Origin of the sequence: Chryseobacterium pennipullorum (assembly GCF_003384725.1) — a bacterium.
GTDB classification, from domain to species: domain Bacteria; phylum Bacteroidota; class Bacteroidia; order Flavobacteriales; family Weeksellaceae; genus Chryseobacterium; species Chryseobacterium pennipullorum.
On the sequence record NZ_QNVV01000006.1, the window covers coordinates 204,908 to 216,921 of the forward strand.

The 12,014-nt window shown below is 36.2% G+C and carries 14 protein-coding genes; 12 read left to right on the forward strand and 2 right to left on the reverse strand.

The window, feature by feature from the left end:
- Window position 1: 1 nt before the first annotated feature.
- From DRF67_RS09285 to DRF67_RS21925, 4 genes are all read left to right on the forward strand, one after another.
- Window positions 2-892 (forward strand): hypothetical protein, encoded by an 891-nt coding sequence (locus DRF67_RS09285; RefSeq protein WP_115928016.1) that lies wholly within the window; start codon window positions 2-4, stop codon window positions 890-892.
- Between the two features lie 135 nt (window positions 893-1,027).
- A complete protein-coding gene (locus DRF67_RS09290; RefSeq protein WP_115928017.1) occupies window positions 1,028-1,750 on the forward strand; it encodes a DUF3108 domain-containing protein in 723 nt (240 codons plus the stop codon).
- A 157-nt stretch (window positions 1,751-1,907) separates the two neighbouring features.
- Window positions 1,908-2,045, forward strand: coding sequence for a hypothetical protein (locus tag DRF67_RS21510; RefSeq protein WP_165851766.1), 138 nt, complete (start codon window positions 1,908-1,910; stop codon window positions 2,043-2,045).
- A 312-nt stretch (window positions 2,046-2,357) separates the two neighbouring features.
- On the forward strand, window positions 2,358-2,492 hold the full coding sequence (locus DRF67_RS21925) for a hypothetical protein (protein ID WP_262511403.1): 135 nt from the start codon (window positions 2,358-2,360) through the stop codon (window positions 2,490-2,492).
- A 52-nt stretch (window positions 2,493-2,544) separates the two neighbouring features.
- Here the strand turns inward: DRF67_RS21925 and DRF67_RS09295 are convergent, their stop codons facing one another.
- Together DRF67_RS09295 and DRF67_RS09300 are read right to left on the reverse strand one after the other, a co-directional pair.
- Window positions 2,545-3,243, reverse strand: coding sequence for a LytR/AlgR family response regulator transcription factor (locus DRF67_RS09295; protein WP_115928018.1), 699 nt, complete (start codon window positions 3,241-3,243; stop codon window positions 2,545-2,547).
- Complete coding sequence (locus DRF67_RS09300) at window positions 3,236-4,204, reverse strand: sensor histidine kinase (RefSeq protein WP_228435773.1); 969 nt, start codon at window positions 4,202-4,204, stop codon at window positions 3,236-3,238. Before DRF67_RS09300 ends, DRF67_RS09295 begins: the two co-directional genes overlap by 8 nt.
- A 295-nt stretch (window positions 4,205-4,499) precedes the next feature.
- Between DRF67_RS09300 and DRF67_RS09305 the strand changes: the two genes are divergently transcribed.
- The 8 genes from DRF67_RS09305 (at window position 4,500) to DRF67_RS09335 (ending at window position 11,897) form a co-directional block, all read left to right on the forward strand.
- A complete protein-coding gene (locus tag DRF67_RS09305; RefSeq protein ID WP_115928019.1) occupies window positions 4,500-5,192 on the forward strand; it encodes a DUF2490 domain-containing protein in 693 nt (230 codons plus the stop codon).
- Between the two features lie 24 nt (window positions 5,193-5,216).
- Window positions 5,217-6,503 (forward strand): CitMHS family transporter, encoded by a 1,287-nt coding sequence (locus tag DRF67_RS09310; RefSeq protein ID WP_115928020.1) that lies wholly within the window; start codon window positions 5,217-5,219, stop codon window positions 6,501-6,503.
- Between the two features lie 42 nt (window positions 6,504-6,545).
- Window positions 6,546-7,757 carry a cation:dicarboxylate symporter family transporter gene (locus tag DRF67_RS09315; protein WP_228435774.1) on the forward strand — a complete coding sequence of 404 codons (1,212 nt, stop codon included), beginning with the start codon at window positions 6,546-6,548 and terminating at the stop codon, window positions 7,755-7,757.
- Entirely contained in the window at window positions 7,744-8,535 is a 792-nt protein-coding gene (locus DRF67_RS09320; RefSeq protein ID WP_115928022.1) for a TerC family protein, read from the forward strand. Before DRF67_RS09315 ends, DRF67_RS09320 begins: the two co-directional genes overlap by 14 nt.
- A 115-nt stretch (window positions 8,536-8,650) precedes the next feature.
- Window positions 8,651-8,929: a co-chaperone GroES gene (locus tag DRF67_RS09325; RefSeq protein WP_045500963.1), complete on the forward strand. Its 279-nt coding sequence runs from the start codon at window positions 8,651-8,653 to the stop codon at window positions 8,927-8,929.
- Between the two features lie 34 nt (window positions 8,930-8,963).
- Window positions 8,964-9,323, forward strand: coding sequence for a four helix bundle protein (locus DRF67_RS21710; RefSeq protein WP_194294471.1), 360 nt, complete (start codon window positions 8,964-8,966; stop codon window positions 9,321-9,323).
- 55 nt (window positions 9,324-9,378) lie between these two features.
- Window positions 9,379-11,004 carry a chaperonin GroEL gene (groL, locus tag DRF67_RS09330; protein ID WP_047097700.1) on the forward strand — a complete coding sequence of 542 codons (1,626 nt, stop codon included), beginning with the start codon at window positions 9,379-9,381 and terminating at the stop codon, window positions 11,002-11,004.
- Between the two features lie 221 nt (window positions 11,005-11,225).
- Window positions 11,226-11,897, forward strand: coding sequence for a hypothetical protein (locus DRF67_RS09335; RefSeq protein ID WP_115928023.1), 672 nt, complete (start codon window positions 11,226-11,228; stop codon window positions 11,895-11,897).
- Window positions 11,898-12,014 lie beyond the last annotated feature (117 nt).

Sequence of the window (12,014 nt, forward strand, 5' to 3'; positions counted from 1 at the left end):
CATGAAAAAACTTACTGCATTATTGCTGTTCATTGTAACAGCCACTACTCTATATGCCCAATCCCTGCAATTTTATACGGGTAAAAGGGACTTCCTCCCAATTGAAATCCTTATGGAAGATGGAAATATCAAAAAAGGATTTGCTCAGGATTTTATGCTTCCTGATGTGGCAACGTTCCAGTTTATAGGTAATAACAGTGAGAAAAGTGCTCATTTAGACAGAAAAGAAGTCAGATTTAAATCTTCAAAAGACGATACAAACATACAATTGATTCCGGTATCTGATATTAAAAGCCTTATGTATACCAACGAGGATACGAATGAAGTTTTGCAACTTGATAAACGAATTGTAAAGGAAATCAATAATGATCTGGAAATGGAATCGAAAGGAAGAGTATTAATGCTTCCTTTAATGGAGAAGGGGCCCATCAATCTTTATGGCTACAGAAGCATGATGTGCAAAGCCAATTTCGGGAATAGTTTTTCTTCAGGATTTGACGGAAATGAAGACAGCTGTCAGTTGACTTATGTCATGATTTATCTTAGCAAGCCGGATGAAACCGTTGCCGTTGCTCCGGTAGACTACAGTTCATTAAGTCCTTTAGCTCTATTCAATATGAAAACGCTCTATAAAAAGTTTTATAAGGCTTACGAAATTGTTGGAGCCGATTGTCCTGAGTTCCTGAAAAAAGTAGAGGAAGCCAGAAAAAATGATTATTTCTCCAATAAAACCTTTAAGGAAAATAAAAGAGAATCTGAACCAGAAAGAAAAGCTCTGATTAAAGGAAAAAAAGGCGCAGAAGCAGCTAAGATCAATATGCACTTCAAAACCGAGCTGTACACCAAAATGTATAAAAAGCTCATTGATGATTATAAGCAAACCTGTAAATGAGATCAAATCAAAAGTTCACCCGCATGGTGAACTTTTTCTTTTCTATAAAACGGTAACTCGCTTGCAGGAAATATTTATAAATCAAATGGTTGTAACTTTCCACAAGGATACTACTACTTATTATAAAAAAATGCCATGAGAACTTTTATTTTTCTTTTACTGTCAGGTACTGCTCATCTTTTTTCACAGAATCTTCTTAGTCCGAAAAATATTAAAATTGATCCTAATCTCATACAAAACGAAGTATCAGAATCTATATGGTATCTGGAGCGTGACGGAAAAAAGCTGGAATTTGGCAGAGTAATTACTGAGCTCCGAAAACTCAATTCTACAGATCTTTTGATCAAAACCAATGTAAAAATGAAACCTCAACGTGATGTCAAATATGTAGATTCCAGTGTGGTAAAAATGGCCAATTTCCAACCCGTTTATCATTCATCTTTTAACCCACAAAGAGCGATGGAGCTAAAGTTTGGGAAAACTCATGTAACCGGATATCATAGCGACAGAAATGGCGGTAAAAAAGAAAATATTAATATCGCAGCATCCAATTATTTCGACAGCAGTATCTACCCTATCCTCATCAGACTTCTTCCTCTAAAAGAAGATTATACTGCTGAAATTTCCATTTTCGATTATAATCCCAATACGGCCAAAAAGGGCATAATGAAAGCATACATCCTGGACACCAAGAAATCTGAATACAAAGGAAAACCGGTATGGATCGTAAAAACTACTGATGACATCTCAGATCAATCTTCTTCTGTAACATATTACATCGATCCACAGACAAGAAAAATAGTAAAACAGGATATGGATATACAAGGAAGCAAAATGTCAATGGAACCCATGTTCTAAAAATAGTTCTTCTCAAGTATAAACACCCTGTTTCTGTCTACAATCAACATAACAATCTGGTTTAAAATTCATTACATTTGGAATAGTAAAAAAAGGCCTATTATCTGAACCTGACAGGTGTCAACAATTTAAAATTCACAAACCTAAAATATTATCTATGAAAAATGCTAAACCTTTAAGCAGAGAAGTTCAAAAATCCATCCATGGAGGAACTGCTGCAAAACTTGTGTGCTGTGATTACGACGACAATATGAAATGTATCCGCTGGATCGGTCCGGGACAATTTTGTCCATAATTGATCCTTTTGATAATTTTCAGAATAAAAGCCGGAAGTTTTCCGGTTTTTTTCTTTTTTCAAATTGATCAGTTGATTGGAATGCTCATTTAACCGCTGCATAAGAGCCCAACAAAAATACTTTCCATCATTCAAAAAAACAAGATCATACCACTATCCACTGAAAATCAAACATTTATTTTTAAAATTTTATTAAAAATATATCACGTATTAAGGAAAAAGTTTTATATTTGAATTAAGACTTCAACATCAAAAGTCAAAAACCTGATTGACTTTAAATGTTCAGGAATTGTACACCAAAAACTTACTACTATGAAAAATGCCAAGTCATTAAGCAGAGATGCTCAAAAATCAATCAACGGAGGTGCCGCCGGACGGTATTGCTGTGAATACAATTACAAAGGACAGTGTATCCTATGGATCGGACCGGGACAGCATTGCCCATAATCCAACTACCTCATAACAATCAATACAAGCCGGAATTTTCCGGCTTTATCTTTTAGCTAAAATGAATTTTTAAGTTCTTTTTATACGTTCTTCCCAACGGAAGCTCCTCTCCATTTTTCAGGAAAACATGGCCGGAATTATAAGAGTTGATGTGATCTGACAATACAATATAAGACTTATGAATTCTGATAAATCCCAAATGCTGAAATTTCTCTTCAAAATTTGACATTCTCTCCAAAATCATATACTTTTTCAATGTTGTCATCAGTACAATATATTCCCCAAATCCCTGTATCCAAAGAATATCTTTAAGAAAAACTTTATTCATCACATAATTGGATTTGAACATAATAAAGTCCTCCTGCTGTTTATTGCCTGCCGAACTTTTAAACTGAACAAAATCTCTTGCCTTGTTTACCGCTTTTTTAAAGGTATCAAAATCGACAGGCTTTATAAGATAATGAACGACATCCAGCTCAAATGCTTTCACCGCAAATTTTGTTTCAAGGGTAAGGAAAATACACAGTGGCGGATCTGGAAGCTGCTCCAAAAGTTCCACTCCATTGATGCCGGGCATATTGATATCAAAAACAACCAGATCCACGCTGTTAGCTTTAAGAAAAGCCAGTGCTTCTTCCGGTTTCTGAAAGGAAGCCAGCAGTTCAACTTCTTCAAGCTGATCGCAATATTGTTTTACAAGCTGCAATGCAGGATATTCGTCATCTACATTAACGATAGTCAGGTTAGCCATTGATAGTAATTGTTAAAGCAATTTTATATTGATCATTTTCTTTCGGTCCGGAATAAAATTCATACTGGTCCGGATAAAATTTTTCCAAGATATGAATAATTGCTTCATTACCCAATCCGTGATAATTAGATTCAGCTTGATGAGTTCTCTCTTTCCCTACAGAATTTATAATTTCAAAATACAGCTCAGAGCGCTCAACAGTACAGAATAATTTTATAAAGCCATGAGCATCTTCTCCTATGGCCGAATGTTTTAAAGCATTTTCAAATAAAGTAAGAAGTATCGCAGACGGAATTTCAGCAATGTCAAAATCCTCCTGATCTTCAATATCCATAACAATATCGAGCTTGTTATTATACTTAAGCTGATACAAAGCGGCAAGTGCTTTTAGTGAAGAGAATTCCTGGGAAACCGCCACTTTTTCTTTTCCGCTGTCATAAATAATATACTTCAGAAGCCTGCTCAACTGCAAGATAGAATCTGATGTCTTTTCAGAATGGGTAAAGCTGTTCGCATATATATTATTAAGAGTATTCAGTAAAAAATGGGGATTAAGTTTGGACTTCAGTAAATCCAGATACAGCTGATCTTTCTCTTCTCCCAGGCTGATCACATCCTGTTCTATTAAAAACTTGTCTTTGGTAATTCCCAGAAAAGATCCTACCAGAATGATAATCCCCTGCGAAATATATACATTATACAGAAAGCCGGCATGAACATCTTTTCTGCTTAAATCCATCTGAAAAACGGCCGGCTCCCACAAAATTCTGAAAAGACTGGATACCAAAAAACAGATCAAAGCATAGAGGATAAACTCCGGATACTTATTGGATAAATAAAACCGGGGAACAAGATAATAGTAGACCAGGTAATAAATTCCAACATTGAAAATTATATTCAAAATAATACTTATCACCAGCTGAGTTGAATCCAGGAAGTAGTTTTCGGTGAAATAAGTCATCAAAATGAAGATAAAAAGGAAAAAAATATGCTGAAACCTCAACAAAAATTTCCAACGGTACTTCATCAGGCTTTCCAGAACCTTACCGCTAAATAAAATCCTGATAATCAATAATATAATAATAAAATTAATGATTAAAAACATAGTCCATCCCTTATTTTGAAACGAATCAAATATAATATCTTTTTGCCTTAAAATGCAGTTCGTTGAGAAAAACTGTCATTGATTGAAAAAATCCAACCCCGCTCTTCCGAATAAATATATTTGATAAACCGCAATATTAATCAAATATTACATGAAATTTAATATACAATTAACGCTTATTTTATCATTTTGCATGGTAAGCAGCCTTTTGTACAGTCAGAGTAAAGACAATTACAATATGTGGTTTCAGTACCTGATGTCAGCAAAGATTACGGATAAAAGTACATTAACCGCACTTACCCAGTACCGTTCCTTCGATCTGGCTTATGATACCAGACTTTTCCTTGTTAATGCTTATGTAGATTATGAGGTGGCTGAGAATATAAGGCCTGCTGCAGGCGCCATGTTTTTAACTCTTGAATCTTATAATGCTGATGATTCCAAAAGAATACGATATGAAAAACGACCTTTTCAACAGGTAACTGCTGATTACTACATTGGCAGAACATCAATTTCCAACCGTCTTAGGGTGGAGGAGCGTTTTATCAGCAACCCAGACGAATTTGAGGTAAGAATCCGGTATCTGATCTCTGTCCGCATTCCTTTCAATAAAAAGGGCCAAAAGGAAAAACTTTACGGCATTCTTAAAAATGAAATAAGAATGAATATTGATAAAGCAGAACCCTTTGACAGCAACCGTCTTACGGCAGGCATCGGCATAAAAACAGGAAAAAATTCAGCTTTGGAACTTGCCTTTATCAATCAGATGGAGACCGGAAAAACCAGTAATTACGGATTTATAGGTTTCAGAAACACTTTTGACTGGAGAAAAAAGAAACAATAACCTCATTAATATTTACAATAAACTATGCTTACATTTCTTGGTTTTTTAATGATCTTCATCTTCATGATTCTCATCATGAACAAAAAGATGACTCCGCTTACCGCCCTGGTCATCGTACCTGTAACCATAGCTCTTTTGGCAGGTTTTGGCCCTCAGCTGGGAGATATGATGAAAAACGGTGTCAAAGAAATAGCGCTTACCGGTGTTATGCTGATTTTTGCGATCCTTTATTTCAGTTTAATGATAGACACGGGGCTTTTTGAGCCCTTAGTTAATATAATTTTAAAAGCCGTTGGAGACAACCCCATCAAAACAACAATAGGAACAGCTGTTCTTACGGCTTTGGTTTCACTGGACGGTGACGGCTCTTCCACGTATTTAATTGTAGTGGCGGCTATGCTTCCGCTTTACAAAAGGCAGGGTATGAATCCGTTAATTCTTACCTGCATTATTATGCTAGCGGGGCAGATCATGAACATTCTTCCCTGGGGAGGACCTACCGCAAGGGTAATGAGTTCGCTCAAACTGGGGCACACAGAGATTTTTGTCCCAATGATTCCTATTATGTCTATAGGCATCCTATGGGTCATATTTGTTGCCTACCTTTTGGGAAGAAGAGAAAAAATAAGAATTGCAAAACATGGAAAATTTACCGGCTACAACACTAATGACATTATCGGAGAGGCGGACCCTAAGCTCCGCCGTCCGAAACTTATCCTGATCAATCTCGCGCTTACCATCACTCTTTTAGTAGTGATGATCCTGGATATTGTTCCCTTAGGTATTGCCTTTATGATTGCTTTTTGTATTGCCTCTATCATCAATTATCCAAAATTAAAAGACCAGCAGAAAATAATCTCCAAACATGCAGGAAATGCCTTATCGGTAGCAGGAATGATTTTTGGGGCAGGTATTTTTACAGGAATCCTTAACGGTTCAGGTATTATGCAGGCAATGGGAAACAGTATGATAGAAATCGTTCCCAAGAGCTGGGGAGGATACATGAATATTGTCACAGCCTTGTTCAGCATACCGTTTACTTTTTTCCTGTCCAACGATGCCTACTATTTTGGCATATTGCCCATTATCGTTGCTACAGGTCATCAATTAGGAATTTCACCAGAAGTATTGGGAAGAGCAAGCCTTATCGGGCAGGGTTCACATCTTCTCAGCCCTTTGGTACCGTCTACCTATCTGTTGGTATCACTGGCAGGTGTTGAGTTTTCGGATCATTTAAAATATACCTTAAAATGGGCTATAGGATCATCAGTCATCATGTTGCTGAGTGCATTGATTCTTGGTATTATATAAGGTTATATCTTTGATCTTGTAATCTTATCATATAAAAAAGTGATGATGAAGCCTTTTAAGCAAAAAACATTTACAGACTCGTATGTAAGGAACCTTACGCTTTATGTGTTCACGGCTATTCTATGCGGAGCATTAACCGGCTATTATTTTCCGGAAGTCAGTAAACATCTGAAAACGGTAAGCAGTTACTTTTTCATGTTGCTTGAAATTTTGATTATTCCCGTTATTTTCATTGCAGTAACTTACGGGGTAAGCTATATTTTCAGTACAAAAAATGCTTTTAAAATTGTAAGCCAGATGGTGATCTATTTCTTCATCATCACCTCCATCAGTATTTTATTGGGAATTGGCTCAGGGCTTCTTTTAAAACCGGGGGCCAATACAGGAATTATAATTTCTTCGCACAAAGCGCTTCCCGAAAGATTTTTAACAAAGACCACGAATCCTTTACACATCAGTAATTATGTGCTGTTTCTCTTTGTATCCCTATCAGCAGGAGTGCTCATTGGTCTTTCCAAGAAAAATAATAACATTCTTAAGGTTATCGATGCAGGAAAAAACCTGTTTTTTAAAGTCATCAAGTATGTTTATCTATTTCTTCCGATCGTCATTTTCTGTAATATTGCTTATGGAATTTCAGTATATGGAATTAATACTTTACTGCCATTAAGTAAGATTGTTGCTACGGTATATCTTACGAGTGTATTTTTTATTTTCGGAATATTAGGTGTTGTAACCGCTTACTTTAAAATTAACCTTTGGGATTTTTTGATCAGCATTAAAGAAGAAATTATCCTGGTGGTCGCTACGTCTTCTTCCAAGATGGCATTCCCCATGATTTTTGATAAAATGGAATCCCAGGGCTACGACCGCAAAATTCTTCGCCTCATTATTCCTCTCGGGTATAATTTTAATCTCGCCGGAGCCTGCATCTACCTTTCCATCTCATGCATTTTCCTCATCCAGTTTTATAATATTCCTCTTACGGCAACAGATTATTTATGGCTTTTTATCACCATTTCAATTGCTTCAAAAACGGCTTCGGGAGTACCCGGATCCGGCTTCCTTGCTCTGATGTTCACCTTAAGCCGGTTTGGAAAAATCCCCACCACAGACCTTGCCCTGTTATACAGTGTAGACCGCTTTATGAATGAAGCGAGATCGGTTACCAATTTCATAGGCATTTCAGTTTCTGCGGCCATTATTTCAAAACTTAACCAAAACACTATTTCTATAAAAAATGATATTTCCTGATTTCACCCATCTTTTAAATGATATTTTACAAAATCCCGCAAAATCAATAGCCATTATTGGCAATCTCATCCTGATCGAAAGCCTGCTCTCTGTAGATAATGCTGCAGTATTGGCAACCATCGTCATGGATCTGCCGGAACACCAACGGAAGCGAGCTTTAAAATACGGCATCCTTGGAGCTTATGTTTTTCGCGGACTGGCTCTTATTTTCGCTTCCGTACTCATTTCCGTATGGTGGCTAAAGCCACTGGGAGGGTTGTATCTGCTCTATATATCCTTTGACTGGTTGATCAAAAAAATTAAAAGCAGTGATGATAATGAAATTCAGGAGAAAAATACTGACAAAGAATCTGGCTGGCTGTACAAAAATTCCATAGGGCTGCTGGGACAGTTCTGGGCTACGGTTGCTATTGTGGAAGTGATGGACCTAGCTTTTTCTATTGATAATGTTTTTGCTGCGGTAGCGTTTTCAGACAATTTGCTTTTGATTACGCTTGGTGTTTTTATTGGGATTTTAGCCATGAGATTTATTGCACAATGGTTTGTCCGTCTGATGCAGGTATTTCCTTTCCTGGAAACAGCCGCTTTCATTGTGATCGCTATTTTAGGACTTAAACTCAGTCTGTCACTATATGAACACTTCTACCCTGGTACAGCCTTCGCTCAGTTTTTAGCTAGCCATACGATGGAAATTCTGGTTTCCGCCATTACCGTTCTTCTGTTTGTAGTGCCTGTAGCGACCAGCTATCTCTTCGGATTTCCTGCACGCAAAAAATAATTTTTCTGCCAAATTTTCACATTCGTCCTTAAAATTCTGCCATTTCATCCATCGGTGTCTCATGGCATACATTTAGAGAATTACAAGACAGAAATAATTAAAAAATAAATATATTATGTCAGTAAACTTTAAACCATTGGCAGACAGAGTTCTGGTAGAGCCAATCGCAGCAGAAACTAAAACAGCTTCAGGAATCATTATCCCGGATACTGCAAAAGAAAAGCCGCAAGAAGGTACTGTAGTGGCAGTAGGTCCTGGTAAAAAAGACGAACCTACCACTGTTCAGGTAGGTGACAAAGTTCTTTATGGGAAATATTCAGGTTCCGAATTGAAATTGGAAGGTAAAGATTATTTAATTGTAAAAGAAGCTGATCTATTAGGAATTATTGGATAAAATGCAATAAGCATTAAGCTATAAGCAGTAGGCAATGAGAGACTACAAAAAATATGACACCTGGAAAATTGCCCATGAACTGGTAAGAGAAATTTATATTATTTCTGAAAACTTTCCTAAGTCAGAACTTTTTGGTCTTACTTCTCAAATAAGAAGAGCCGCAGTTTCTATTCCTACAAATATAGCGGAGGGTTGTGGAAGATCCACAGACAAAGAATTCGCAAGATTTATAGAAATAAGTATAGGTTCAACAAATGAAACCGAATATCTTCTTTTACTTTCTTGTGATTTAGGTTTTACTTCTGAAGATAAAATAACAGACCTTAATGCTACACTGAATTTAACCAGACAAAAACTTATACAACTTAGAAAAAAATTATTAAATAATAATTAATTGCTAAAGGTAAAAAGCTTATTGCTTAAAGCCTATAGCCTAAAGCTAAAAAATTATGGCAAAAGAAATAAAATTCGATATTGAATCAAGAGACGCTCTAAAGAGAGGTGTTGATGCATTAGCAAATGCAGTAAAGGTAACTTTAGGTCCTAAAGGAAGAAACGTAGTAATCGAAAAATCTTTCGGTGCTCCACACGTAACTAAGGATGGTGTTTCTGTTGCAAAAGAAATCGAACTTGAAGATAGAGTAGAAAATATGGGAGCACAAATGGTAAAAGAAGTTGCTTCCAAAACTAATGATATCGCAGGAGACGGTACTACTACCGCTACTGTATTGGCACAAGCTATCGTAAGAGAAGGTCTTAAGAATGTAGCTGCTGGTGCTAACCCAATGGATCTTAAAAGAGGGATCGACAAAGCAGTAACTGCTGTTGTTGAAAACCTTAAAACACAGTCTCAGGAGGTTGGAGATTCTACAGATAAAGTAAAGCAAGTAGCTTCTGTATCTGCTAACAACGACGAAACGATCGGTGCTTTAATCGCTGAAGCTTTCGGAAAAGTTGGAAAAGAAGGGGTAATCACTGTAGAAGAAGCTAAAGGTATCGATACAACAGTTGACGTTGTAGAAGGTATGCAGTTCGACAGAGGATACCAGTCACCTTACTTCGTGACTAACCCTGAGAAAATGTTAGCTGAACTAGAAAACCCATATATCCTTTTAGTAGAGAAGAAAATTTCTTCAATGAAAGAATTACTTCCAGTTCTTGAGCCAATTGCACAAGGTGGTAAGTCTCTATTAATTATCTCTGAAGAAGTTGAAGGTGAAGCTTTAGCTACTTTGGTAGTAAACAAACTAAGAGGTTCTCTTAAAATTGCTGCTGTAAAAGCTCCAGGATTCGGAGACAGAAGAAAAGCAATGTTAGAAGATATCGCAATCCTTACAGGTGGACAAGTGATTTCTGAAGAGCAAGGTTTCACTATGGAAAACATCTCTTTAGATATGCTTGGAACTGCTGAGAAAGTAACGATCGACAAAGACAACACAACGGTTGTAAACGGTGGTGGTGACGAAGCGAAAATCAAAGGAAGAGTAGCTCAGATCAAAGCTCAGATGGAAACTACAACTTCTGACTACGACAGAGAGAAACTTCAGGAAAGATTAGCTAAGTTAGCTGGTGGTGTTGCTGTACTTTATGTAGGTGCTGCTTCTGAAGTAGAAATGAAAGAGAAAAAAGACAGAGTTGATGATGCCCTTCACGCTACAAGAGCAGCTGTTGAAGAAGGTATTGTTGCAGGTGGTGGTGTTGCTTTAGTAAGAGCAATCAAATCTCTAGACAACCTTTCTGGTGCTAACGCTGACGAAAACACAGGGATCAAAATCGTTAAGAGAGCTATCGAGGAGCCATTAAGACAAATTGTTGCTAACGCAGGTGGTGAAGGTTCTGTAATCGTTGCTAAAGTAGCAGAAGGAACAGGTGACTTCGGATACAATGCTAAAACTGACGAGTATGTTCAAATGCTTGAAGCAGGAATCATTGACCCAACTAAAGTAACAAGAGTTGCCCTTGAAAATGCAGCTTCTGTATCTGGAATGCTTCTTACTACTGAATGTGTTATCACTGAAGTAAAGAGTGCTGAACCAGCTATGCCAATGGGTGGTGGAATGCCAGGAATGATGTAACGGTCAGCGACCGAGGCAAATTAATATACTAACCGCTTTACTATTGTAAGGCGGTTTTTTGTTTATATAGAGTACGGTTTCCCGTAAGGAAGAAATTATACAATATTTTAAATTGCTAATAAAATTGGAACTTAAAATAACATATCTAGATTCTATTTCATTGTCTCTACAACATAGTTTAACAATAGAATTTTTTCTTTAACTTCACATAAAACAATAACATGAAAAAAATCTCAATAAACAATATTATTAAATTTAGGCTAAAATCAGATAAAAGTCAAAAAGGGTTTCTAAGTACTATAAGCAAAGAAGTCGAAATAAAATCTGAAGGTGGAGGAAACTATTGGGTAAGAAGCTTAAGTGCAATGAATAATGCCATTAGATTAAATTCTACCGAACCGATTAAAGACAAAATTACTGAACTTTTAGGGCTTTTTGTCCCTTCATTAACAAACCAAACAAAAGATATGTACCAAAGAAATTTAAATATCCTTTATAATTACGAGGATTTTGATTTTTCAATTTGGTTACCAAAGAATTACGAAATAATATCTAAAACAAATAAAAAGTCAATTATTTACATTGAAACTATTCCTGTACAGATTACACCAAGCCAAATTTATTCATTTGAAAAAGATGGGAAACAATATGTTGGTGCAATCTGGTTTGTAGCTAAATTAGAAGGGTATAATTTAGCTGAATTAGGAATGTTTGCGGAGGCGCTTTTTATATACTTAGCAAATAATCTCGATCAAAATTCCTATATATTTCCACAAAATTGTCTTGTAATTGATGTTCTAGGGAAACAAGAAATAAGTTATCAAGATTTAATTGATGATAAAGTTCCTGCAATTCTAACATCAACATTAAAGTTAATAAAAAATATAAAATGATTAATAGTCATGATATAAGGTAGTATCTCACTAACTGTGTAAGTTAAAAAGTTATTCTGGAAAATTTTGAGCCCTTACAGCTCAAAAAATTTTACGGAAATAACTTTTTATTATTTT

Bases quoted from the DNA above. Each gene is read 5' to 3' on its own strand.
- DRF67_RS09285 (WP_115928016.1), top strand. From the start codon at position 2: ATGAAAAAACTTACTGCATTATTGCTGTTCATTGTAACAGCCACTACT.
- DRF67_RS09290 (WP_115928017.1), top strand. From the start codon at position 1,028: ATGAGAACTTTTATTTTTCTTTTACTGTCAGGTACTGCTCATCTTTTT.
- DRF67_RS21510 (WP_165851766.1), top strand. From the start codon at position 1,908: ATGAAAAATGCTAAACCTTTAAGCAGAGAAGTTCAAAAATCCATCCAT.
- DRF67_RS21925 (WP_262511403.1), top strand. From the start codon at position 2,358: ATGAAAAATGCCAAGTCATTAAGCAGAGATGCTCAAAAATCAATCAAC.
- DRF67_RS09295 (WP_115928018.1), bottom strand. From the start codon at position 3,243: ATGGCTAACCTGACTATCGTTAATGTAGATGACGAATATCCTGCATTG.
- DRF67_RS09300 (WP_228435773.1), bottom strand. From the start codon at position 4,204: ATGACTTATTTCACCGAAAACTACTTCCTGGATTCAACTCAGCTGGTG.
- DRF67_RS09305 (WP_115928019.1), top strand. From the start codon at position 4,500: ATGAAATTTAATATACAATTAACGCTTATTTTATCATTTTGCATGGTA.
- DRF67_RS09310 (WP_115928020.1), top strand. From the start codon at position 5,217: ATGCTTACATTTCTTGGTTTTTTAATGATCTTCATCTTCATGATTCTC.
- DRF67_RS09315 (WP_228435774.1), top strand. From the start codon at position 6,546: ATGATGAAGCCTTTTAAGCAAAAAACATTTACAGACTCGTATGTAAGG.
- DRF67_RS09320 (WP_115928022.1), top strand. From the start codon at position 7,744: ATGATATTTCCTGATTTCACCCATCTTTTAAATGATATTTTACAAAAT.
- DRF67_RS09325 (WP_045500963.1), top strand. From the start codon at position 8,651: ATGTCAGTAAACTTTAAACCATTGGCAGACAGAGTTCTGGTAGAGCCA.
- DRF67_RS21710 (WP_194294471.1), top strand. From the start codon at position 8,964: ATGAGAGACTACAAAAAATATGACACCTGGAAAATTGCCCATGAACTG.
- groL (WP_047097700.1), top strand. From the start codon at position 9,379: ATGGCAAAAGAAATAAAATTCGATATTGAATCAAGAGACGCTCTAAAG.
- DRF67_RS09335 (WP_115928023.1), top strand. From the start codon at position 11,226: ATGAAAAAAATCTCAATAAACAATATTATTAAATTTAGGCTAAAATCA.